Raw genomic sequence first — 24,280 nt, 5'->3', positions numbered from 1 at the left:
GACCCTTTCCATTTAAAAACTCCGTCGGAGACATCATGAAGAAACTGTTTGCCCTCGCGGCGATTGCCGCGGCCGCCGTCGGCGCACACGCCCAGGATTTCCCCGCAGGCAAGCCCGTGACGCTGGTGGTGCCTTTCTCTGCCGGCGGCCCGACCGACCGCGTGGCCCGCGACCTGGCCGAATCGCTGCAGAAGACGCTGGGCACGACGATCATCGTGGACAACACCGCCGGCGCCGGCAGCTCGATCGGCACCGCCAAGGTGGCGCGCGCCAACCCCGACGGCTACACGCTGCTGCTGAACCACATCGGCATGTCGACGATGCCGGCGCTGTACCGCAAGCTGCCGTTCAACGTCGAGAACGACTTCGAATACCTCGGCATGGTCAATGAAGTGCCGATGACGCTCATCGGCAAGCCCGGCCTGCCCGCCAACAACTACAAGGAACTGACGACCTGGATCAATGCCAACAAGGGCAAGATCAACCTGGGCAACGCCGGCCTGGGCGCCGCCTCGCACCTGTGCGGCCTGCTGTTCCAGAGCGCGCTGAAGATCGAGATGACGCCCGTGCCGTACAAGGGCACCGCGCCGGCCATCGCCGACCTGCTGGGCGGCCAGATCGACCTGCTGTGCGACCAGACCACCAACACCACGTCGCAGATCGAGGCCAAGAAGGTCAAGGCCTACGCCGTGACCACCAGCAAGCGCCTGAGCACGCCCGCGCTGAAAGACCTGCCCACGCTCGACGAGTCGGGCCTGAAGGGCTTCGAAGTGTCGATCTGGCACGGCGTGTACGCCCCCAAGGGCACGCCCGCACCGGTGCTCAAGAAGGTCAACGAGGCCATCAAGGCCGCCATGAAGGACCCGGCCTTCATCAAGCGCCAGGAAGGCCTGGGCGCCGTGATCACCACCGACAAGCGCGTCGAGCCGGCCGAGCACAAGAAGTTCGTCTCGGCTGAAATCGCCAAGTGGGGTCCGATCATCAAGGCCGCCGGCGTGTACGCGGACTGATCCTTTCGGCCTCTCAAGAAAAAGCCGCCGGCCCTTTCGGGCCGGCGGCTTTTTTCATGCGGTGACAGCAGGAAAAGAATCAGGGAGGCGAGTAGGTCCACGCCTCGAAGTTCTTGCGCACATCGACCTGGCGCGCGGTGCGTGCCGTGAAGATGAAGCTGCTGACCGACGAGCCCTGCGCGTATTGGTAGGCGTTGTTGCCGACGCTCACGCAGTGGTTGTCGCTCGGCGAGTTCACCGGCTGGCAGTAGATGACGGCCTTGCGCGCCGAGGTGCGCACGGTGATCGAGTCGGTGAAGCGGTTGTTGTTCGGGCCACGGCCGGCCACCAGGAAGGTGGTCGGGGCGTAGGCGCCGCTGGGCACGGCCCAGCCGTCGAGGTTGCCCTCGGCGCTGAAGTCGATGTTGTTGGCACTGGGGTCGGACGGCACCGGCGCGCCGAACACGATGCCGCGCGGGACACCGTCGATTTCCTGCATCAGCTCGGCGCGCAGGGCGGGCGTCATTTCCACGGTCGGCAGTTGCACGGCCTCGGCGAGGGTCGGCGCGCGCGAGAAGGTGCGCACGTACTGCACCGGGTTGGGCCCGCCGGCCGCCAGGAAGAACTCGAGCTTCCAGACCGCCTGGTCGGGAATGGCGCTCAGCTGCGCGTCGTCGAACTGCGGCGCTGCGAAGAGATTGCCGGACTCGACGCTGCTCGGGTTGCCGCCTTGCGCCGGGTCCACGTAGCGCGCGGCCATGCGCCACAGCGAGGAGTTCAGCGCGCCGTTGGCGGTGCCGTCGGTGGTGAGCACCAGGGTGGTCAGCCCGGCCCGGGGCACGAGGACCAGCTCGCGGCCGGGCAACGCGGTCGAGGTGGCCACCACCTTCGTGAAGATCGAGTCGCCGTTGCCGTCGAGCACGTTGTCCACCGACACGTTGTAGCCCGCGGCGTGGTACTTCAGGTTCGCGTGCTTGAGGAAGTCCTTCAGCTCCTGCTGCGGGCGCACGGCGGCGCGGTAGGCGTTGCTGTTGCCGGTGAGCTTGAGCGCGCCATTCACGATCCTGGCGTTGAACACGTCGTTGTCGGTGTTGCCCACGCTGTCGGTCCAGCGGTAGGTGAGCGCGATGTCGCCGCCCGGGTGGAAGTATTCGAAGTTGCCGCGGTCGTGCTTCAGGTTCGTGGGGCCGAAGCGGAACAGGCTTTCGAAGGGCCGGCGCGGGCCGCTCGACGCGCGGCCGATGTGCAGGCCGGCCGCGACGAAGCTGGCCGGGTCGTCGCCCACGAACAGCGTGCGGCAGGCCGGCGCGACCACGTCGGCGGCCTCGCCGAAGGCGTTGCCGTCGGAGCCGATGGTGCTGTCCACGCGCTCGTTCAGCGGCAGCGCGTAGCAGGCGTTGAGGCGGTCCAGCAGGTCCTTGACCATCGCCGGCGTGGGCGGCTGCACGAGGGCCGCGGCATCGACCGCGGGCAGCGGCGCGATGGTGCTCTCGCCGGTGCGGAAGACGATGGACACCGGCGCGCTCTCTTCGCTCGCGGGCTGTGCCTTGACGGTGATCTCGATGTTGGCGGCCGTGCCGTCGGGGCGCACCGACACGTTCAGCGTGTCGAGCACGCGGTCCTGGCCCGTGCCGTTGGCCTGGAAGGTGCCGCTCATCGGGTCGATGCTGGTGTTGAGCGCGTCCAGCAGCGGCTTGAGCGCGGCCACGAGCTTGGCCACCTGGTCACTGATGGCGCCCGGTGTGACGGCGCCGGCGTCGGCCTGCACCGCGGCGGCGAGCTTGGCGGGGTCGCCGTTGGGCGACAGCTGCGCCACCACCACGGTGGTCAGCGGCGTGACGTTGGTGGTGCCGGTAGCGGTGCTGGCGGTGGTGCTGTAGAGCGTGAGGTCGTCGCGCACGGCCTGGATCACCAGCGGCGCCTTGGTGCCCGCGGGCAGCACGCAGCTGTAGGTGCCTTCGGCCGGCACGGTCACTTCGCAGACCTTGGCGCCGGTCTGGTCGAACACGGTGAGCGCGGCGCCGGCAAAGGCCGCGCCGGTGGCCACGGTGCCGCTCAGCGTGCCGGGCGACTCGGCGGCGGGCGGGGTGCCGCCGTTGCCGCCCGTACCGACGGGGAATGCAAAGCCACCACCGCCTCCGCCACCCCCACCGCCGCCGCAGGCGCCGAGGATCAACAGGGTGGCAAGGGACAGGGCGTGGGGGATTCTGGAGGTGGGGTGGGGCATCGTGGGTCTCTCGAAAAGGGAAAGGGCCTGGTCAGCAACCGAGGGCGCTGCAAACAATAGCTTTCGCTTTTGGAAATCAAATGATGCAAATGCACCATTCTTGAAACCGCGCGGCCGAGCCCCGCGCGCGTCACCGGAACATGGGATGGGCATGCGGCGCCCGGGCTGGAAGACTCCCCGCATGACCTTCACGGCCGGTGTCCCGCGCGACTTCAGCGACCTCCTGTTGCGGCTGTACCGCCTCTCGCACGAGCTGCCCATCGACGCCTTCCAGGACGCCGCGCTCGACCTCCTCAAGCCGGTGCTGCCCTTCGACTCGTCGATGTGGGGCACCGCCACCCGCACCGACCACGGCATCGACATCCACACGATCCACCTGCACAACCAGCCGCTCGAGATGGTCACGGCCTACGAGCAGGTCAAGCACATGGACACGGCCGCCGGCGAAGTGGCCAAGCAGTCGAACGCCACGCTCGCCTTCAATGCGCAGGCGTGGTTCTGCCGCGACGACCAGGCCGAGCTGCGCGACTACGGCCGCCGCTTCGAGCAGGCCAACTTCTTCATCACCTCGGATTCGAACCCGCAGACGAGCTTCGTCCACTGGCTCAGTCTGTTCCGCGCCGACCCGGAAGCCCACGGCACGGAGGAAGAGCGGCAACTGCTCGCCAGCCTCGCGCCGCACGTGATGCAGGCGCTGGCGCTGAACCGCGTGATGCACCTGGACCGCCTCGAGGCGGGCAGCGCGTCGCCCGGCGGCTCGGCCATCGGCGACCTGCGCGGCGTGCTGTACCACGCCGACCGGCTGTTCGAGGCCATGCTGAAGGCCGAGTGGCCGGCCTGGCACGGCCGCACGCTGCCCGATGCGCTGCTGCAGCACTTCCTGCAGGGCCACGCGCGCTTCAACGGGCGCGAGATCGTGGTCACGCACCGCGTCGAGCAGCGCCTGCTGTTCCTCAAGTGCCGCCACCGCTGCCGCGCCGACAGCCTCACGCCGCGCGAGCACACCATCGCCGAGCTGCTGGCGCGCGGCGACACCCACAAGGAAGTGGCCGCCATCCTGAACCGCTCGCCGGCCACGGTGCGCAACCACATCCAGTCGATCTACGACAAGCTGCAGGTGGGCAACGTGGCGGGGTTGATCCACGAGCTGCGGCTGGCGGGCTGACCAGCGCCCTGCCCCAAAAGAAAAGGCGCCGTCGGCGCCTTTTCTGTTTGGTTGCGCGATGCGCCTACTTCGGCCGGATCGCGTCCGCCGTGCCCTGGATGAAGGCCTTGATGCTCTCGATGTCGTCGCCCGAGAGCTTGCCCGTGAAGTCGGGCATGCCGCGCGACATGGCCGGGCCCTTGAGCACGAACTTGTCGAGGTTCTCGATGTAGGCCGGGTCGAGGTAGCCCAGGTTCGGGATGTTGCCGCCGCGGTCCACGCCCGGCACGCCGTGGCAGAACACGCAGTTGCTCACGTACAGCATGGTGCCGGCCTGGACCTTGGCGGGGTCGTACTTCACGCCCTGCACCAGCTTGGCCATGCGGTACTCGACGAACGCGGGCATCTTGGCCGTGCCGCCGACCGCGAAGGTGTAGACCGTGCCCGGGCCCTGGCGCTCGGTGGCGCGCTGCGCCAGGCCGTACACGCCGCCCCAGCCCACGGCCACCGACACGTACTGCTTGCCGTCCACCATGTAGGTCGCGGGCGCCGCCACCACGCCGGTGCCGGTGGGCGTTTCCCACAGCTTCTCGCCGGTCTTCGCGTGGTAGGCCACCAGGCGCCCGTCGGCCGTGCCCTGGAACACCAGGTCGCCGGCGGTGGTCAGCGTGCCGCCGTTCCACGGCGAGGCGTAGTCCACGCCCCAGGCTTCCTTCTGCTTGATGGGGTCCCAGGCCACGAGGCGGCCGAAGGGCTTGCTCGTGGGCGGCTCGACGTTGGCGAACTTGCCCAGGTTCCAGCCCAGCGCCGCGTGCGGCCGGCCGGGCGCGTTCTCGTCGAACTTCCAGGCCTTGTCGTCCATCAGGTTGATCGGCACGTGCTGGGCCGGCAGGTAGGCCAGGCCGGTCTGCGGGTTGTAGGACATCGGGTGCCAGTTGTGCGCGCCGAACGGGCCCGGGATGCTGTCGCCCGGCTTCTCGTTCTGCCGCGCGGCGGGGACCTCGATCGGCCGGCCGTTCTTGTCGTAGCCCGTGGCCCAGTTGACCGCGACGAAGTTCTTCGCCGAGATGAACTTGCCGTTGGTGCGGTCGATGACGAAGAAGAAGCCGTTCTTGGGCGCATGCAGCAGCACCTTGCGCGCCTTGCCGTTCAGCTTGACGTCGGCCAGGATCATCGACTGCGTGGAGGTGTAGTCCCAGTTGTCGCCAGGCGTCTCTTGGTAGTGCCACTTGTACTTGCCGGTGTCGGGGTCGAGCGCGACCACCGAGCCCAGGTAGAGGTTGTCGCCGCCCTTGGGGCTGCGCGCCTTGGCCGCCCAGGGTGAGCCGTTGCCGGTGCCCACGTACATCAGGTTGAGCTCGGGGTCGAAGGCGAAGCTGTCCCACGCCGTGCCGCCGCCGCCGGCTTCCCAGTACTTGCCGCTCGGGTCCCAGGTCTTGGCGGCGCGCGCCATCGACTCGTCTTCGAAGGGCTTGCTCGGGTCGCCGGGCACCACGAACCAGCGCCACTTCTGTTCGCCGGTCTTCGCGTCGTAGGCGGTGACGTAGCCGCGCACGCCGTACTCGGCGCCGCCGTTGCCGATGATGACCTTGCCCTTGAACACGCGCGGCGCGCCGGTGATGGTGTAGCTGCCCTTCTGGCCCTCGATGGTGTTCTTCTCCCACACCTTCTGGCCGGTGGCGGCGTCCAGCGCGATCAGGCGGCCGTCGTAGGCGGCCACATAGACGCGGCCTTCGTACAGCGCCACGCCGCGGTTGACCACGTCGCAGCAGCCCCTGAAGCCTTTCGTGCGGTCGACCTGCGGATCGAAGGTCCAGATCTTCTGCCCGGTGCGCGTGTCGATCGCATGCACGATGCTCCACGAGGCGGTGACGTACATGATGCCGTCGACCACCAGCGGCGTGGCTTCCACCCCGCGCGTCGATTCGAGGTTGTACGACCAGACCAGCCCGAGCTGCTTCACGTTGCCGGCGTTCACCTGGTCGAGCTTGCTGAAGCGCGACTCGGCGTAGTCGAGCCCGTAGCTGGGCCAGTCGGGCGTCTTCTTCGCCGCGTTGGCGCGCACGAAGTTGCCGTCGACGCGCTTGGCGGCCGCGCCGGCGCGGTCCTGCGGGCTGGCGGCCGTCTGGGCCAGCGCCGGGGCCGCCAGGCCCAGGCACAGCAAGGCGCCCGCAAGCAGGCGCCGCCCGGAAAGAGGCTGTGTCGTTGTCGTCTTCATCGGGGTCTGTCTCCTTCTTCGTTCTGCCCCAAGGATCGTTCGCACGGCATCGGCCTTCACCCCCGGGATTTCCCCAATCAAGCCTTGTTCCATTGCGGAACACATTCGAAAGGGTCCCTGAACCCGGAAGAGGCGGCGAACCCATGGCGCTCGACAGGCTCGGCACGGCGGATGCGCCGCGCCAACTCTTTGCCAGCACGCCGGCGCAGCGCGTGGCGCTGGCGCGGCAGCAGTTTTTCGAAGAAGGCGTGCGCCCCTCGGGGCTGGTCGGCGAGGCGGTCATCCAGTCGTGGATGCGCTGCAGCCGCACCCACGCCGACCGGCAGCGCGTGGTGGCCTTCGACGCGGTCACGCCCAGCCGGCTGCACACCACGCTCGCGCGCAACCGCGAGCTGCTGGACGTGGCGCGGCAGGAGCTCGCGCAGATGGAGCACATGCTCGCGGGCACCGACTGCCGCGTGATCCTCACCGACCGCGACGGCGTGGTGGTGCACGTCACGAGCCAGCCCGCCGGCACGCACCAGCCCGTGCTGCGCCAGACCGCACGGCTGGGCGTGAACATCTCCGAGCGCGTGGTGGGCACCACGGCGCCGGGCATCGTGGCCAGCACCGGGCAGGCCTGCACCGTGGACGGTGCCGAGCACTACTACGACGTGCTGTGCCACATGCAGTGCGCCGCGGCGCCGATCCGCGACGTGAGCGGCCGGCTCGCGGGCGTGCTCGACCTCACGGTGGAGGCGCGGCGCTTCGGCTTCGACGCGGCCTCGATGGTGGCGCTGCACGCCACCATCATCGAGAACCGGCTGCTGCAGGCGCAGTCGCGCGACCACCTCATCCTGCGCTTCCAGGCCAGCCCCACGCTGCTGGGCACGCCGCTCGAGGCGCTCGCGGGCATCGCGCCCGACGGCACCATCGCGTGGCTCAACAACGCCGGCGCACGGCTGCTGGGGCGGCTGCCCGAAGCCCCCGACGACCGCGACGTGGAATGCCTGCTGGGCCACGACCTTGCGAGCCTGCTGCGGCTGGGCCGGCGCGAGGCCGCGCAGCCGCTGCGGCTGGCCAGCGGGCTCGGCGTGTGGATGCAGGCGCAGCTCAAGGGCGCGGACGGCGCGGACTTCCGGCACGCGGTGGCGATGCCGGAGATGGCGAGCGCACCGGTCGATGCGCCCGTGGCGATCGACGTGCAGGCGGAGCCGCCCGTGGCGCTTGCACCCGCCAGCGACATCGAGCCGGTGCCGCCCACCGAAACCCTGCGCGAGCACAGCCGCAAGCTGATCGAGGACACGCTCGCGGCGCACGGCGGCAACGTGTCGCAGGCGGCGCGGCAGCTGCGCGTGTCGCGCGGCACGCTGTACCGGCGGTTGCGCGGCTGGCGCGACGACGACAGCGGCGCAGCAGCGGACTGACGGACAGCGCAGGTTCAGGCGCCGGCGCGCGCCAGTGCACGCGCGCGGCGCGCCTTCGCATCGGGCTGCAACGGCCGCAGGTAGTCGTGCAGCGCCAACGCCGCCGCCCCCACCGCGGGCGCGAGGGCTTCGTAGCGCGCCGTGCGCAGTTCCGGCGCAGGCATGCCGGCGCGCTCCGCGTGCCCCTTCACGCCTTCGAACGCCGCCTGCGCGAACTCCGGATGCTCGGCGCAGACCTTGCCCCCGAGCACGATCGCGCGCGGGTTGAAGGTGACCCACAGGTTCTGCAGCAGCACGCCGAAGAACGCAGCGGCGCGCGCCATGTCCGCGCCCTCGCGCGCCAGCACGCGCGAACCGAAGAAGGCCTCGGCGCAGCCGCGCCGGCCGCACGAGCACAGCGGTCCGTCCAGCTGCAGGATGGTGTGGCCGATCTCGCCGGCCATGCCTTGCGCGCCGGTGAAGAGGCGGTCGTTCAGCACCACGCCCGCGCCCACGCCGACGTCGCTGTTGACGAAGATCAGCGGGTCTTCGCCCTCGCCCGCCGCGAACTCGTACTCGCCGAGCGCGGCGGCGTCGGCGTCGTTCTGCAGCTGCACGGTGACGCCCGGCAGGCCCGCTGCGGCCAGCGCCTTTTCGAGCGCGGGCAGCAGGTTCACGTTGCGCCAGCCAAGGTTGGGCGCGAAGCGGACCACGCCCGTGCAGTCGTCCACCGCGCCCGGCACGCACACGCCGATGCTCGACAGGCGCAGGCCGCGCTGGTCGAGCTGCGCGTGCGCCGCCGCCGCCATGCGCGCAAGCTGCGCGCACACGCGGGCCGGCTCACCGTCGTCCAGCGGCTCGGCCTGCGCGTGCAGCACCTCGCCCTGCAGCGAGACGCACACGAGGCGCAGCGTTTCGACGGCGATCTCCACGCCCATCAGCGCGCGCACGCCGACGTTGATCCGCAGCGGCGTGGACGGCCGCCCGAGCCCATCGGCCACGGCGGCGCCCGATTCGCTGAGCCAGCCTTCGTCGAGCAGCTCGCGCACCAGCAGGCTCACGGTCGACTTGGTGAGTCCGCTTTCGCTCGCGAGCCGCGCACGCGACAAGCCCGGCTGCGCGCGCAGCAACCGCAGCAGCACGCTGCGGTTCAGGCGCTTGAGCAGCTGCTGGTCGCCGATGGTCTTCATGTCATGCCGCTGCGGTGGCCGCGGTTGCTGCGTGGTGCGCCTGCTCGCGCCCCTCGGGCCGCTTGCCGGCGATGATCATCCCGAGCACTTCGTCCTCGGTCACGTCGGCGGTGCGGTAGGTGCCCACGAGCTTGCCGTTCTTCATCACCGCGAGCCGATCGCTCAGCGAGAACACGTCGGGCATGTCGTGCGTGATCAGGAAGATGCCAACGCCGTCGTCCTTCAGCTGCTTGACCAGGCGCCCGACCATCGCCGTCTCTTCGGGGCCGAGCGCGGCGCAGGGCTCGTCCATGATGAGGATGCGCGCGTTGAAGTACAGCGCGCGCGAGATCGCCACCACCTGCCGCTGTCCGCCCGACAGGCGACGCACCGGGATGCGGATGTTGGTGAAGTTCTTGTTCAGGCGCTGGAACACCTTGCGCGCCTGCACTTCCATGAAGTGGTCGTCCAGCGTGTTCCACGCCGTCATCTTCTCGCGGCCAAGGAAAAGGTTCGCCACCGAGTCCAGGTTGTCGGCCAGCGCGAGCGTCTGGTAGATGGTCTCGATGCCTTGGGCCTGCGCCTCGGCGGGCGTGCGGATGTGGACCTTCTCGCCCGCGATGAGCGTGTCGCCCGAATCGATCGGGTAGGCGCCCGCGAGCATCTTCATCAGCGTGGACTTGCCCGCGCCGTTGTGGCCCAGGAGCGCCACCACTTCGCCGGGGTAGAGGTTGATGCTCACGCCGTCCACGGCCTTCACGCCGCCGAAGGCCTTGCGGATCTCGCGCAGCTCGACGAGTGGCTTCGTCATATCCGGGAGCGTGCTCATTGCGACTCCTTCCTGCGGTTGGCCCGCGCAGCGAGGCCTGTTCGGGGGCACCCGCGGAACCGGCTTTGCCGGGCCGCCGGGTGCGCCCCCTTGAGGGGGGATGCGGCTACACGAAGTGAGCAAGAAACGGGGGTGGGCTTCACTTCAGTTCTCCCCGAACTTGCGGCGGTAGAGCACGTCGAACACCACGGCCACGATCAGCACCTGGCCGATGATCACCATGCGCTTGCCGATGGGCACGTCGAGCAGCAGCATGCCGCTGTCCAGCGACTGCATGATCAGCGCGCCCAGCACCGAGCCGAAGATCGAGCCGCTGCCGCCCGCCAGCGCCGTGCCGCCGATGACGGCCGCCGCGATCACGTACAGCTCCATGCCCGTGCCCAGCGAGTTGGTGCCCGCGTTGAGCCGCGCGATCGACACGATGGCCGCCACCGTCACCAGCACCGCCAGCAGCGCGAACAGCATCAGCGTGACGCGCTGCACCGGAATGCCCACCAGCGCCGCCGCGTCGGGGTTGCCGCCCATCGCGAACACATAGCGCCCGAAGCGCGTGCGGTGCACGATGAACGACAGCACGATCGCCACCGCCGCCCAGATCAGCACCGGGATCGGAATGCCCTGCGGCTCGCTCTTGGACGAGATCTGGTAGCTGTTCATCACCCAGGCGAAGCCGACCACCACCGCCACCGGCACCGCCGTGAGCAGCACGTCGAGCCACAGCGCCTCGGTCGGCATGTCGTAGCGCTGGCGCGCGCGGCGCTTTTGCACCATGCGCCCGAACAGCACCAGCGCCACCAGCCCCGCGAGCACCCAGCTGGCCGTGACGCCGATGCCGCCGTCGTAGCCGCCGCCCAGGCGCTGGAAGAACTCGTCGTTCACCGGCTGCGTCTTGCCGTCGGCCACCAGGAAGGCCGCGCCGCGAAACGACATCAGCCCGCCCAGCGTGACCACGAACGACGGCACGCCCAGCACCGCCGTGAGCCAGCCCTGGTAGATCGACACCAAGAGCGCCACCGCGAGCCCCGCCAGGCAGGCCGTGGGCCACGACCAGCCCGAGGTGTACTGCAGGTAGGCGATGAGCACGCCGACGAAGCCCATCACCGAGCCCACCGACAGGTCGATGTGGCGCGCCACGATGATCAGCACCATCACCGTGGAGACGATGCCGACCACCGCCGTCTGCTGCGCGACGTTGTAGAGGTTCTCGGGCGAGAGGAACACGCCGCCCGACATGATGCTGAACGCCACCGCCATCACGGCCAGCAGCACGCACATCAGGAGCAGGCGCAGGTCGATGCCGGTGCGGCGCCACCAGCCGGGTGTTGGATCGCTCATTTGTTTCAAGCCCCCTCAGGACGGACTACAGGTGCGCAACCACCCACCGGCGGGCCCTTGCGGGTCGGCCGGAAGCCATGTTGCGAAGAGATGGAGGGCGCGTTCAGCGGGAAGCTGACGCGCCGGTGGTTGCGGCGTTACTTGCAGGCCGCGGGCGCGTTCGCGCCCGAGACGCCCTTGCACAGCTCGTCCTTCTTGATCCAGCCGGCCTTGACGATCACGTCGAGGTTGTCGCGCGTGATCGGCACCGGCGTCAGCAGGCGCGAGGACAGCGAAATCTTCTTGGCGCCGCCGGCCCAGGGCGCGGCCTTGTCGACCGGCTTGCCGGCCGCCAGCGAGACCGCCGCCGTGGCGGCTTCGCGGCCGAGCTCGCGCGAGTCCTTCCAGATGGTCGCGGTCTGCGTGCCCAGCGCCACGCGGTTCAGTGCGGCGAAGTCGGCGTCCTGGCCCGACACCGGAATGCCGCGCAGGCCCTTGGCCGTGAGCGCAGCGACCGCGCCGCCGGCGGTGCCGTCGTTGGCCGCCACCACCGCGTCGACCTTGTTGCCGTTCTTGGTGAGGATCTGCTCCATGTTCTTCTGCGCGACTTCGGGCTTCCAGCCTTCGGTGTACTCGTCGCCGACGATCTTGATGTCGCCCTTCTTGATGGAGGGCTCGAGCACCTCTTGCTGGCCCGCGCGCAGGAAGTCGGCGTTCGGGTCGCTCGGCGAGCCCTTGATGATCACGTAGTTGCCCTTGGGCTTGACCTTGAGGACTTCGCGCGCCTCCATGCGGCCGACCTCGACGTTGTCGAAGGTGATGTAGAACACGCCCGGCGCCTCGATCAGCCGGTCGTACGCCACCACCGGCACCTTCTGCCGCGTGGCCTTCGTGACGGCGGGCAGGATCGCGTCCTTGTCCATCGCCAGCACGATCAGCGCCTTCGCGCCCTTGGACATCAGCCCCTCGATGTCGCCCAGCTGCTTCTCGGGCGAGCCGCCCGCGTCGGCGCTGATGTACTTCGCGCCGAGTTTTTCCAGCTGTGCCTTGATCGCGGCCTCGTCGGTCTTCCAGCGTTCTTCCTGGAAGTTGGACCAGCTCACGCCGACCACGGTCTGCGCCATCGCGCCCACGGCCGTGAGACCGAACGCCAGGGCGGCCAGGGTGTGTTTCGTTGTCAGTTGCATCGGTGTCTCTCCTCAGAACGGTGTGCCGGGGTAGTTAGTTTGAGTGGCGAACTAACTATCCCATCGGCGGGGGGTTCCGGGCACCCGGGAATTCCCCGAGACGTGAGCGAGGGCACGGATGGGTGAGGGGTTGGCAGTACGAAGAAGGATTGCCTGGGGATGCCGTGAACTCGTTGAGCAGGCATGAAAAAGGCCCCCGAAGGGGCCTGGTGTGTGATTGCGCTTTTCGCGCTGGGCCTGTGGCCAGGGTTACTTCCTTACGCCGTCAGCGCCACCACTTCCGCATCCGTGAGCTTCTGCGGCTGGTAGCGCGCCGCGCGGATGCGGAAGAAGGGGCAGTTCCCTCCGCCATAGGTGCTGCCCAGACCGAGGTAGGTGGTGCCCGGTCCCGCAATCGGCGTAGCCACCTTCTGGATCGGCTGGTTGTTGTAGGCAAAGCGCACGCCCTCGGTCCCGTAGCTCATCGCGATCTTGGCGATCGGTCCTGGCAGCACCTTCGGCGGTGTGGCCAGGGTCGTGCCGTCGATCACCGTATACCCGTAGGCCACGCCGTTCGTGACATTCCCGGCAGAATACGAAACGCCCATGCGCCCGCCCACCCCGCCGAACTCCAGGACCGTCTTGGTCCCGGTGTCGCTCATCCGGGGCACTTCCAGCTCCATGAACACCGTGCCCTCGGCAGCGTTGAACCAGCCCTTCGTGGTGTCGATGCGGACGCTGTCCAGGGCGCGGGTCGTTGCCACCGAAGTTGCCGTGTCCGCTTGGCGCGTGGTGGCCGCCGATGAAGCGATGTCCCCAAGACGCGTCACTGTCGCCGTCGTTGTCGGGATGTAGCTCGACGCGGACAACGCCTGTTCCAGCTGCAAGCCCGTGAACTTGAAAGTGCGGGCGCTATTGGTGCCGTACTTCCAGATACCCGACACAGTGCTGGGAACGGATGCATCGGTGGTCCGCGTGCCTGTGAGGCGGTACACGCCGCCGCCGACATGCGTCATGGTGCAGGCGGCGGGAGAAATCGGCGCGTTCGCGATGACGAGCGCGAAGTCCGCCGCGCCGCCAGACGCGGGCATGCTGGGCGCTCCGCCGTCATCCATCTTCACGAAACAGGAAATTACGTAGGTGGTCGACGGCGCAAGAACAGGCGACTTGGCGGCATAGAACGCGAACGTGCCGGCCGGCGGCGGCGCAGGGAATGCGATGCCTGTCGTGAACCCCAGTTCGCTCCAGGACGCCGCCGCGCATCCGATCCTGACGGACGCATCCGCAAGCCCGTTGCGAAACTCGCTCTCGGTCAGCAGATTTGTACTGGACACCTCTTGCATGAGCCAGGGAGCGATGGTCAGGTCGGCGGGGTTGTACGTCATGCGCGCGACCCCGGCTGCAGCCACCTTCAGCACGCCCGTGGCATCGAAGTAGGTGCCGATGGACGCGCGACCGGTGAAGGTCTCGGTGCTCGGGATGTAGCTGGTCGCATAGGCACCGGCTTCGAGCTGGGCGCCCCAGATCTGAAAAGCGCCGCTATCGGGACCTGCATCGGTGAATCCGGCATAGCAGGCCATCGCATCACCGACACCGATGCCAGTTGCCTGTGTGTAGGTGCAACGAAACCACCCATTCCCTACGGACCGCATTTCCCACCCAGCCCCTGAGATGGAGGGGGCGGCACCCGACAACGTGCACAGGCCAAAGGTGAAGTTTGTGGACGTCGTACTGTTGCGCAGCAGGAGTGAGATGGGGGCCGTTCGGGAGACATTTCGAACGTAGACGGAATAGGTCAAGACAGTGGAAGTCGCCGCCGGCCCCGTTTGAGCGAACGGCCCGGTCGGCGCGCCCGACACCTCAACAGCCCGAAGACTTCCATCTGGAGCCAACTTTCCCGACGCTCGAAAGAGGCCGCTCGTTGCCCACGGCGTCAGGTGCATGTCGCTGCTCTTTTGCAGAATGTTGGTGCGCTGCTCCTCGACCATCAGCACTGGGGGCAAGGTCAGGTTCGATGGCTCGCGGCTGTTGCGCGCAACACCCGCCGCCGCATAGCGCAGGACGCCGTTCGCGTCGTAGTAGCTGCCGATGGAGGTGCGCGCCGTGACGGCATCGACGCTGGGAATGTAGGAGCTTGCGAACGCGCCAGTCTCAAGCTGCGCGCCCCAGATATAGATGCCGGCTACACCATCACCCGATCCACTGATGCCAGCAGAAGATCCGGGGTAGATGGCCGCCAGGAGCGCGGCAGACGCATCGCTCGTGAAAACCAATTCGACACGGCGCCAACCGTTGCCCGCATCAACGACCTTTTTCGACACCTCGACGAACCCACCAGTCGCAACACCGGCAGCAGTCATCGTTGTCAGGTTGAAGGGAATGCTGATGCTGTCAGCAGAAGAGGCGCCCCGTGCATAGATCCAGCCACTTGAGGATCCTGCCGCCTTCGCGTAGAAAGAATAGGCGTAGGTAGTCGCTGTCGTAGCCTTAGCAACGGTCTGAACGATGTGCCCGAGGCCTGCAGCGGCGCCACTGTTCAAGATTAGCTTGCATGCATCCCACCGCCCATTGGGCGCAATGGCAGCTTCCGGTACGGGCGTGGCATTCGACCTTGTCCACGTTGGATATCTATCGAAACGAGACGAGAACAACAACAGGTTCTGCCGCGGGCTTTCGATCAACAACCCCTTCGAAGCTTTCGTGATCGGATCGAAATCGAAGCGCGGCGTGGGGCTGGGCTGAATGAAACCCTGCGAGTTGACGCAGGTGCCGTTGGTGCCACCAGAGTAGGTGAACAGCTCCGTGAAATTCTTGTCGGTGAGCGTGGTGGTCATTGCGTTTCAATGCTGTTGTGGGTGAGGGGCCATCCCGCGGAGATGTCGTAGGCCTCGGTCTCGGCCTCTGTCCGGAGTTGGTCGATGGCGGCGTGGTGCGTGCGCTCGGCACTGAAGCACGCCTGGACATGCAGGCCGATCGCACGGGCCACACCGCGAAGTTCGTCGAGGGTCAGGCGAGCCCATCCGCTGTCGGCCTTGAAGTCGACGGCGTCGATGCCTGCGATGTCGGCGTTGACGATCACCGCCGTGATGCGGTCCTGGTCGGGCTTGCCCGTGAGAACGCGCACGCCGTTCTGCAACGTGATGCCGCCGGTTTCGATTTCCCATCGACGCGCCGTCACAAGTGCACGCAGATCCTGGCGCCGCTTTTCGGTCGATCGAGGATCGACCCAGCCGTATTGCGTCCAGTCGAACACATGATGCTGGCTAGGCTTGTCGCCCATCGGAATGGGCTTCAGCGTGGCCACATGAAGGTAGTGCCCCTGCGGCACCGTCTGCCCCAGCAAGACGCTTTCGTGCGTCTCCCGGGCTTGCATCAAACAATCCTCGTTTGTGGGCGCGGATCCGCTCGCAAGCACGCGACCCGATGTGTTGTCGTAGACCGTGTAAACAGGCATCTCTTTATCTCCTACATCCCAAAGAAAATACGGAAGTTCCCGAGCAGTTGGGCGTCCCTGCAACTTCGATGCTGTGCCCGCCGGGCCTCAGGTACCGGACGACCGCGCCGGTGATCGTTGTTCCCTCCAAGCCGACGCCCATCCATTCAGGGTTGCCATCCACACGAATGGCCAGTGTTCCGACACCGAATCCGAAGGGGTTCACGAAAGTTGTCGCCGTGATATAGGTCTGCACCCATTCACCTTGGTTGTCTGGCACGGTGAACCACATCGTGGTTCCACTGCCACCGTTTTCAGCTTGCTTCGCATTGGGCAGCGTGACGGCCCCGCCCCGGATGCTGAGCGTGTCGATCACATTGACCTGATTGATCGTCAATCCACCCTGGTCCAGATTGAAACCAGGCCCCCAGAGACGGAAGCCGGCGTATGAGCTCGCAGGGATGTAGTGCATCACGAGCCCGCAGCCGCCGAGACTGAAGTCGACGAACATGTCGCCCGTGGGGTGTTGCGCCAGGATCCAGCCCCAGGAACTGTCGCGCCACTTGCCAGGGCTGCGGATGTAGCCCCAACCTGTTCCCGTGATGTCCCCGTTGATCGTGACCTGGCCGGAAGTGATGTAGCCCAACTTGGAAATCGAAGCCGTCAACTGCTCCACATCCAGCGAGCGAGCCTTGATCGACCCGTCGACGAACATGTTGCCGTTGATCCCCACCGAAGGTGTGCCGCCGATGCTGCCGACAACAAAAGGGAACGTCGGCACGCCGCCCGGGCCGTCCTGCGCGATGGCGAACTTGTCGACCAGCACGACCAGCTCGGACTTCGTGCCGTCGTTGTTGAGGATCATGCCCGCGACCTTCTTGTCCGCGTTGACGTTCAGGCGCCATTGCGACTTGACGGTGCCATCCAGTGTTGCGATGGCAGAGGCGTTGGTCGAGATCGAGGAGGTATGGCCGTTCACCGTCGCAGTCAACGAAGTCATCGAGTTGGCCTGGGCCGTGATCGAGCCTTCGGCGCTGGTGACTCGCGTGGTCAGCGCATTGACCGCGCTGGCATCCGCCTTCGTGGTCTCCGCCTTGGTGATCCGCAGGCTGTCCGTGACATCCTCGAAGCGGAACCCCTGGATCTCCGTGTACCCCGTCGTGCCACCCGTATGGTTCAGGGCAAAACCCGGGCTGACCGAGGTGTCGCCGAAGGCGCTGCCGAGCAGGTCCAGCGAGATCCGGGTCCAGACGTTGTTGGGCAGGCTGCCGAGTGCGATACCGCTGTTGCCATAGTTGCCCAACGTGTTGCGCCACCAGGTCCAGTAGTGCGGGCCGTTGGCATCCACGCGCCGGAACCATGCCGTGAGGCGGTAGGTCCGCGCCGGGTCGATCACCACCTTGCTCTTCGAATAGTTCCAGAAGTTCGCGCCGCCCACGGGCGAACGACACACCGTCGTGGCGACCTTGCCGGTCGTGGTCGTGACGAAGTACGTCGCCAGGTTGACGCCGTAGTGACTGCGCCAGGCCGCTGCGTTGGCCAGGCTCTCGTCCGCCGTCAGGCTGGCCTGCGAGTCGGCACGTCCCAACTCCAGCCCGCTGTTGATGCTGGTGATCGCATCGCCCTGCGACGTGATCAGGCCCTCCGCATTCGTGACGCGCGTCGTCAATGCGGTCAGGGCCGTGTTGCTGGCCTTGCTCGGCAGGCCGTTCGTCGTGTGGTTGACGGTGGCCGACAGCGCCGTGATCGCGTTGGCGTTCGCCGTGTCCGCGGTGACGCGGGCACTCTGCTCCGCCGTCACGGCCGCAGCGGCATCCGCCTTGTTCGTGTTGACGACCGCTTCGAGCGCTTGCCGTGCAGACACCTCGGCCGCATCCGCCGTGATGCGCGCCTGGCGCTCCTCGTAGATCAAGCCGCTGGCGAGCGTGGGGCCCGTCGGCTTCTCCCAGACTTCGAAGGCATTGCCCACGAAGTCGTTGACCAGCGACGCACCGATCACCGTGTCCAGGCTGCCCGAGGTATCGGGAACGCCCGTGAGCGCCACGGACAAGCCCTGCCGCTGGATCGCCTCTGCGCTGTCCGCCTGCGCCCGTGCCACCGCCTCGGCCTGCAGCGCTGCGGAGCCGGCCGTCGCGTTGCCGGTGACGGTCGCCTGCAATGCGGTGATCGCATTGACATTGGCCGTGTCGGCGGTGGCGCGCACGCTCTGCTCGGTTACCAGCGCGGCATCGGCGCTGGTCTTGTTGCTCGCCACGGTGGCCGCCAGCGCCGTGCGGGCCGTGATCTCCGCGTTGTCGGCGGCGATCCGTGCCTGGCGCTCGCTGTAGACCAGGCCCGAGCTGACAGCACCCACGTCCGTGCCGGTGTAGGCACCGCGCACCTGCGTGGCCAGCGATTCGCGCGCCGTGACTTCCGCCGTGTCCGCCGTGGCCCGCGCGCTCTGTTCGGCGTTGATCGCGGCATTGACGGTGGCCAGGTTCCCGGCCACGGTCGCGGCCAGTGCCTGGCGGGCCGTGACCTCGGCGGCATCGGCATTGGCGCGCGCCGTCTGCTCCGCCACGAGCGCGGCATCCGCGCTCGTCTTGTTGCTGGCCACGGTGGCTGCCAGCTGCTGCCGGGCCGTGACCTCGGCGCTGTCCGCGCTCACCCGTGCATCGCGCTCCGATGCCAGGAGGCCCGAGCTCAGTGCGCCGATGTCGTTGCCGCTGTAAGCGCCGCGCAGTTGCGTCGCGAGGTTCTCGCGCGCCGAGACCTCGGCGGCATCCGCACTCGCACGCGCAGCGATCTCGGTCTGCAGCGCGGCGTTCGAGGCGCCCGGTGACGGACGTCCGATGGCGACCCAGTCGATCTCGAAGTACGCCGTGGCAGTCTGCGCCGCCGACAGCTCGATCCGGAGCTGGTCGATGGCCACATCCCAGCCGGGGCTGACCGTGACCATGCCGATGCCTGCGCCGTCGTAGGTCGGCTCCGTCATCGTCACACGCCGCGACGCATCGAAGCCGCTGTCGCTCGCCGCGCGCCACGACAACGCACCGTCCCATGCGGGCGCACCGACCTTGCGCACACGCATGCGGATCTGGCCGTAGGTCGAACCGTTCGCGGCAATCCCCACAGGCGACACGACGAAAGGATCGGTCGCATGGTTGGCTGGGCGGATCCATCCTGCCGCCACGGAGGGCGTGCCGTTGCCCGTCCAGGCCTCCAGGCCGGAATCGAAGTACCAGATCTTTGCGTAGTCGAACTGCTCGCCCACGCCTGCCGAGATCAACGTGATCTGCTGTGCCAGGGCCTCATCGCTCGTGGCGCGCGCACTGCGCTCCTGGTAGATCAGGCCGCTGACCACCTGCGACAGGTCCGACCCACCGTAGCCGCCGGTGAGCTGTGCCTGCAGCGTCTCGCGCGCGCTGACTTCGGCGGCGTCAGCCGCCACCCGGGCCTGGCGTTCTTCGGCGATCAGGCCGCTGCCCACCTGCCCCAGCGCCGGCGCCTGCCACACACCGTAGCTCTGCTCGGCAAACCCGATGTCCAGCGACGCGCCATCCACGTAGGCCAAGGTGGCGGCGAGGTCCGTCGCACCCACCAGCGCGACCGTGAGCGACTCGCGGCTGCGGGCCTCGGCCGCGTCCGCGGCACTGCGCGCCGAGGCCTCATTGCCGATGGCGGCAGTCAGTGACGCGTCCGCGGCCTGCAGCTGCGTGGCCAATTGCTGGCGTGCGGATGCTTCCGCCGCATCGGCGCTGGCGCGCGTCGTGGCCTCGGTCTGCAGTGCCGCCTGCGCGGTGCTCAACGATGCGTTCAACGTCGTGATGCGTGACGACAGCGACTCGTCAGCGGTCTGCCGCGCCGTGGCTTCGTCCGCGATCGCGGCGCTGCGGGCATTGGTTTCGGCAAGCAGCGCCGCCGCCCGCGCGCTCTGTTCAGCGGTGATCGCCGTGGCGCGGGTGCTGGCCTCGGCCGTCACCGCGGCCTTCCGGTCGGCCACCTCCTGCGAGACGGCCGCCACACGTGCCGTGATCTCGGCCTGGTCGGCCGCAGCGCGGGTGGTGGCTTCGGCGGTGAGCGCATTCGTCACCTGCGTGACCTGCTGCGCTCGCTGCTGGGCCTCGGACACCAACGCCGCCGAGCGCGCGGCCGTTTCTGCCGCAAGGGCAGCCGCTCGCGCAGCCGCTTCGGCGCTCAGGGCCTGCGCGCGATCCTGCGTCTCCTTCGTCAGCGCCTGGCTCTGCGCCTGGTCGACGGCCTTGAGTTCGTCGACGGCCTCGTTCAGGCCCTTTTCGAGTTCTTCCAGCGCTTCGTCGATGCCGGGCAGCACCGTGAGTTGCACATACGCGGCCGCACTGCCGTTGCCGCCGGCATCGACGGCGCGCACCCAGTAGCGCCAGCTGCCCGTGGCTTCGGTGCGAACGAAGGTCCGCTCAGCCGTGCGTCCGATCTCTTCAGAAGTCTCGAGCGTGGCGCCCCGGCGCAGCTCGTAGTACGCGATCGGCTGCATGGTCTTGCAGTCCTGCCAGGCCAGGTCGATCTCGTTGCGCCAGACGGTGCCGTTCACGAGCGGCTGCGCGGGCGCCGCGATGTCGATGGACGCGGAGACCGGCACCGACCATTGGTTGGCCGTGCTGCCGTGCGAAGCCCAGACACGCTGGGTGCCGGCGCGCAGCCATCCGAGGTTGGCCGCCACGCCCTTGGCGGAGAACACCTCGTCGGCCAGCTCCCAGCTCGCGCCGATGCGCACGCGGGTCGTGCTCCAGTCGAGCAGGTCGAGCCCGATCGGCTGGCCCCAGGTGGCGACGATGCCGGCGTCGGTCACGTCGAGTGCGAGCCCCGCCACGTCGCCAGGCACGCCGCCCTTGCCGACCAGCGTGTGCTCGGCCGTGGCCCACGGGCTCGATGCGTAGGGCGTTCGGAAGCGCGCACGCACCTGGTAGAGGCTGCGCACCGACAGTCCTAGCAGGAAGGTCTCGGTGGCATCGCCCGGCAGTTGCGACGAGTGCCAGTCGCTCACCGGCGCCAGCGAGCGCCATTGCACCTCGACCGCGCCGCTCTTCAGGATGTTGAGCTCATTCGATTTCGCCCACGAGACGCGGGCGCGCGCCACCATGCCGCCGTCCTGCAGCGACATCTGCGACGGACCGCTTTCCACCTTGAAGTCGAACGGTGCCTGCGGTTGCAGGAACGGGCTCGGCAGGTTGGTGTTCGGCGCCGCGTCGGCCAGCACCTCGTCGGCCAGGTCGTAGTAGGCCGGCACGTCCTCGATCACGAGCAGCGACAGCGGTGCGTTGCGCGCGTAGGTCCAGTCGGTGACGCGGAAGGTCTTGTTGGTGAAGCCGTACAGCGCGCTCGAGAGCACGATGCGGTCGCCGGGCTGCAGATGCCAGGCCAGCATCTTCGGATGGATGCGTAACACGAAGCCGCCGCGGCTCTGCTCGACCACCACGCGGGCGATCTGGTGGCAGCGCACATGCGAGGTCGTGAACGCCAGCGCCATGTCGGTGAACTTGTCCTTGGCGTCGAGCGCACGGAAGGCCTGGTTCTGGTAGGGCGTGAAGTCTTCGCTCACCCCGTTGCGCGCCGCGTTGACATAGGTGCCGCGCATGCCGTTGAAGCGACTCGCGCCAGGGTTGGCGGTTTGCATCACGGCCGTGGGCGCCAGCATGTCCTCGTCGGTGAGGTTGAGCACCGGCGTCGACCAGGCACCGGCCTGGATGCGCCAGACACCACCCGACTCGAGGCTGAAGCCCGCCATCGAATCCTCGAGCTGTTGCCGTGTCGACTCACGGTCCTGGTCCGAACGGAACATGCCGTCGCAGACATACCGTGCCTTGGAGCCACCGTGGTTGACGGCATCGACGGCGCTGTAGACCTCCTGGTCGCAGGCATTGGCCGCTGCAATCAGCGCGTTTTCGTCGATCTGGTCGGCGGCCGCGAGGTAGCCGGTCTCCGAGCGAAGGAAGTCTGCCAGGCACAGCGCCGGGTTGCGCGAGTAGGCGGTCTGGCCGGTGCGGGGGTCGTAGACCTTCTTGCCGCGCAGCCTGGCCGTGATCTCGGGAAGGCCGCCCTGGAAACGCTCGAACAGCATGTTGAGCGTCACCACGGCATAGGTGCAGCCGCTCAGCTTGTGCTGCTCCGTCCAGAGATTGGCACCCGGAAGGGTCTGGTCGACATTCCAGCGAAGGAACGCATCGGCTGTGTCCACGCCGCCAGGCGACGTGTGGAACTGCACGTTCACTGCCGGGCCTTCCGAAGGCCAGCCCGTGAACAGCGGTGGCATCTGGAACTCGGAGCCGTCGGTCCAACCGAACTCATTGGGCCGCCCCACCGATGTGCCGTCGATGAAGATCTCGTCGATCGCCTCGCATTCGTGCGATGCGAAGACCATCACGATGTGCTTGAACTGAGCCATCGGCCCGCTGTCGAGCACCGCAACGATGGATCCGCCGACACGAGCGGGCGCGCCGTAGACCGTGGCCCAAGGCGCTTCCGAACTGACCAGCGTGGCCGTACGGTCACGCAGGTTGGCCACGTCTTCCGCGAACTTGCGGGCAGCGGCTTGTCGCGCCTTCTTCTTGGCCTGCGAAGACGCGTAGGCGTTACTGATGATGGAGAGCGCGGTGCTGACGATCATCCCGCCGACCGCGGCCGCCGATGCGCCCGCGCCAACAGCCGTGCCAATTGCCGTGAGGATCCCCGTGACAGGCTCTGCCATTGCGGCAGTACAGACGCCTAGAAGGGCACCAAGGGCCAGGAAAAAACGAATCAGACGCGCCATGCTGCCACCCCCGCCGTCAAAGGCAAAAATTGGAGGCGATCCTTGCCAGGCGCCACGATGTTCGAGCCGGTGCAGATGCCGAAACTGTGGCCCGATACACGGCCCACACGGGCGCCGCTTCGCGCCAGCACCACGTCTCCGCGCTGAGCCCGCAGGCCGGGCAGCGCCGGCCCGAGAAGGGTGGATGCAGCGGCTTGAAAGCCGCCGACCGCACGCACGTGCCTGAGCGCCGTCAGCAGCCTTTTGGGCGCCAACGCGCCGCCTTGCGCGCGCAGCGGCTCGAGCGGGTCGGTCCCGCGTTGCTCGCGCACCCAATCCGCTGCAATGGTCGCGCAGTCGTGCTCGAAGTAGGCGAAGCCGATGTGGCGCCGCGCGTCGATGAAAGTGTCGAGATCAATGCTCATTTGCTGTGCACACCCAGGTTCTGTCGATATTGAAGATTGGCTTGCAGCCACTTGCCGACCCAGACGGCCGGGTTGCCGATCAAGCTGGTGAGATAGACGAAACCCAGCTCACCCGGATGCCGTGCCTGGTGCTGCGCGTTGTTCATGCGCAGCGCGGCGGGATTGCTGCGCACGTCGTAGCTGGCGGTGCGGCAGTCCATGCTGATCGAGGCGTTGTTGCCATCGCGAGCGATCTTCATCTGGTCCATCACGCCGACGAAGCGCAGCACGGGCGCGCCGGTGATCTGCAGCGTGTTGGCGTCGAGCATGGCGATCCAGACCCGCACGCGACGGTCCTGGTAGTCCGCGGGATCGCCGAGCGCCAAGGCACGCGTGCCGATGTCCACCGGCGAGAGCGTCAGCGTGAGCTTTTCGGCTGCACCGTCTTCGCTCTCGTGCAGTTCGCCGATGGAGCCGAGGTTGCCCACGCCCTGCCAGGTCTCGCCCATGACCTGGACGCTGAGCGGCCAGTTCGTGAAGCGCGCCGTGCCCGAGCGCAGCTGCAGTTCGACCAGTGCGAGTTCGCCATAGGCGCCGGCGCTGGCGGTGGCCTGAAAGCCGCTGTTGGTGGTGACTGTCATTCCCAGGACTCCATGAGATCGAGGCTGAAGCCGCCCTGCGTGCGCGACTCCGACGACCAGTTGTTCTTGGTATCGACCTTGCGCATGAGGCAGGTCGGGCGATCCCAGACCACGGCGCTGCCGGCGGCCACGGCCACGCGCAACACCGGCTCGACGGACACCACGATCAGCCCCGACGCGTTCGCCACGGCATCGGCCTGCACGTGCAGCAGCTGTCGCTGGATCGACCCCTGGTTGACGCCGATCCAATCGCCCTGCAGCAGGGTCTTTCCGGCCTGGGCCGCACCCATCTGGATCGACAGCGACGACGCGCCCGCCGCAGCAGCCAGCGCCGTCCATGTGCCCCGCGCGCTACCGCGCGGGGCCGGCTGCAACATGTCGCTGACCGCGAGCACGTTGACCTGGCCGCGCAGCGCATGCACCAGGCTGCGCCACATCGCGGCCTCGTTCATCAGCGGGATGCGCTCTTCGCTCACGAGCGCACAGGTACGGCGCGGCGGTGCCAGCACGGCGACCTGCGACGAGCCGGTGTCGCCACTGCTGAAGCTCAGGTCGAAGGTCTGGATGCCGAAGTCCTGCCGCTTGACAGGCAGGGTGGGGGGCAAGGTGATGATGC

The 24,280-nt window shown here is 67.8% G+C and carries 15 protein-coding genes; 3 read left to right on the top strand and 12 right to left on the bottom strand.

Annotated features, from left to right (window positions below; genetic code table 11):
• Positions 1-35: 35 nt before the first annotated feature.
• The gene (locus AC57B8_RS10000; RefSeq protein WP_070062994.1) at positions 36-1,010 is read left to right on the top strand and encodes a tripartite tricarboxylate transporter substrate-binding protein; all 975 of its coding nucleotides are present in this window, start codon (positions 36-38) and stop codon (positions 1,008-1,010) included.
• A gap of 79 nt (positions 1,011-1,089) precedes the next feature.
• On the opposite strand, the gene AC57B8_RS09995 is transcribed toward AC57B8_RS10000, so the two are convergent.
• Positions 1,090-3,216 (bottom strand): carboxypeptidase regulatory-like domain-containing protein, encoded by a 2,127-nt coding sequence (locus AC57B8_RS09995; protein WP_496479533.1) that lies wholly within the window; start codon positions 3,214-3,216, stop codon positions 1,090-1,092.
• 181 nt (positions 3,217-3,397) lie between these two features.
• Here AC57B8_RS09995 and AC57B8_RS09990 point away from each other — a divergent pair, with 181 nt between their 5' ends.
• Entirely contained in the window at positions 3,398-4,381 is a 984-nt protein-coding gene (locus AC57B8_RS09990; RefSeq protein ID WP_062473909.1) for a helix-turn-helix transcriptional regulator, read from the top strand.
• 64 nt (positions 4,382-4,445) lie between these two features.
• Here the strand turns inward: AC57B8_RS09990 and AC57B8_RS09985 are convergent, their stop codons facing one another.
• Positions 4,446-6,578: a PQQ-dependent dehydrogenase, methanol/ethanol family gene (locus AC57B8_RS09985; protein WP_496479532.1), complete on the bottom strand. Its 2,133-nt coding sequence runs from the start codon at positions 6,576-6,578 to the stop codon at positions 4,446-4,448.
• 143 nt (positions 6,579-6,721) lie between these two features.
• Between AC57B8_RS09985 and AC57B8_RS09980 the strand changes: the two genes are divergently transcribed.
• On the top strand, positions 6,722-7,984 hold the full coding sequence (locus tag AC57B8_RS09980; RefSeq protein WP_496479531.1) for a helix-turn-helix domain-containing protein: 1,263 nt from the start codon (positions 6,722-6,724) through the stop codon (positions 7,982-7,984).
• A gap of 14 nt (positions 7,985-7,998) precedes the next feature.
• Here the strand turns inward: AC57B8_RS09980 and AC57B8_RS09975 are convergent, their stop codons facing one another.
• The 10 genes from AC57B8_RS09975 to AC57B8_RS09930 form a co-directional block, all read right to left on the bottom strand.
• A complete protein-coding gene (locus tag AC57B8_RS09975; RefSeq protein WP_496479530.1) occupies positions 7,999-9,153 on the bottom strand; it encodes an ROK family transcriptional regulator in 1,155 nt (384 codons plus the stop codon).
• 1 nt (position 9,154) lies between these two features.
• Entirely contained in the window at positions 9,155-9,961 is an 807-nt protein-coding gene (locus AC57B8_RS09970) for an ATP-binding cassette domain-containing protein (RefSeq protein WP_159279581.1), read from the bottom strand.
• Positions 9,962-10,105: 144 nt separating this feature from the next.
• Entirely contained in the window at positions 10,106-11,296 is a 1,191-nt protein-coding gene (locus AC57B8_RS09965) for a sugar ABC transporter permease (RefSeq protein ID WP_095747146.1), read from the bottom strand.
• A 137-nt stretch (positions 11,297-11,433) separates the two neighbouring features.
• Entirely contained in the window at positions 11,434-12,456 is a 1,023-nt protein-coding gene (gene xylF, locus AC57B8_RS09960; RefSeq protein WP_496479857.1) for a D-xylose ABC transporter substrate-binding protein, read from the bottom strand.
• A 263-nt stretch (positions 12,457-12,719) separates the two neighbouring features.
• The gene (locus AC57B8_RS09955; protein ID WP_496479529.1) at positions 12,720-15,275 is read right to left on the bottom strand and encodes a phage head spike fiber domain-containing protein; all 2,556 of its coding nucleotides are present in this window, start codon (positions 15,273-15,275) and stop codon (positions 12,720-12,722) included.
• The gene (locus AC57B8_RS09950; protein ID WP_496479528.1) at positions 15,272-15,895 is read right to left on the bottom strand and encodes a DUF4376 domain-containing protein; all 624 of its coding nucleotides are present in this window, start codon (positions 15,893-15,895) and stop codon (positions 15,272-15,274) included. The genes AC57B8_RS09955 and AC57B8_RS09950 overlap by 4 nt, the downstream gene beginning before the upstream one ends.
• Before the next feature lie 4 nt (positions 15,896-15,899).
• A complete protein-coding gene (locus AC57B8_RS09945; protein ID WP_496479527.1) occupies positions 15,900-22,577 on the bottom strand; it encodes a hypothetical protein in 6,678 nt (2,225 codons plus the stop codon).
• Between the two features lie 50 nt (positions 22,578-22,627).
• The gene (locus tag AC57B8_RS09940; RefSeq protein ID WP_095950417.1) at positions 22,628-23,044 is read right to left on the bottom strand and encodes a DUF6950 family protein; all 417 of its coding nucleotides are present in this window, start codon (positions 23,042-23,044) and stop codon (positions 22,628-22,630) included.
• Entirely contained in the window at positions 23,041-23,664 is a 624-nt protein-coding gene (locus tag AC57B8_RS09935; RefSeq protein WP_095950416.1) for a hypothetical protein, read from the bottom strand. The genes AC57B8_RS09940 and AC57B8_RS09935 overlap by 4 nt, the downstream gene beginning before the upstream one ends.
• Positions 23,661-24,269 (bottom strand): hypothetical protein, encoded by a 609-nt coding sequence (locus AC57B8_RS09930; protein ID WP_496479526.1) that lies wholly within the window; start codon positions 24,267-24,269, stop codon positions 23,661-23,663. Before AC57B8_RS09930 ends, AC57B8_RS09935 begins: the two co-directional genes overlap by 4 nt.
• Positions 24,270-24,280 lie beyond the last annotated feature (11 nt).

The sequence above is a fragment of the Variovorax sp. BGA-UO-ETr-C22 genome (genome assembly GCF_059567965.1).
The sequence above is the reverse complement of the archived record's forward strand: the minus strand, read 5'-3'. Positions and strand labels throughout refer to the sequence as shown.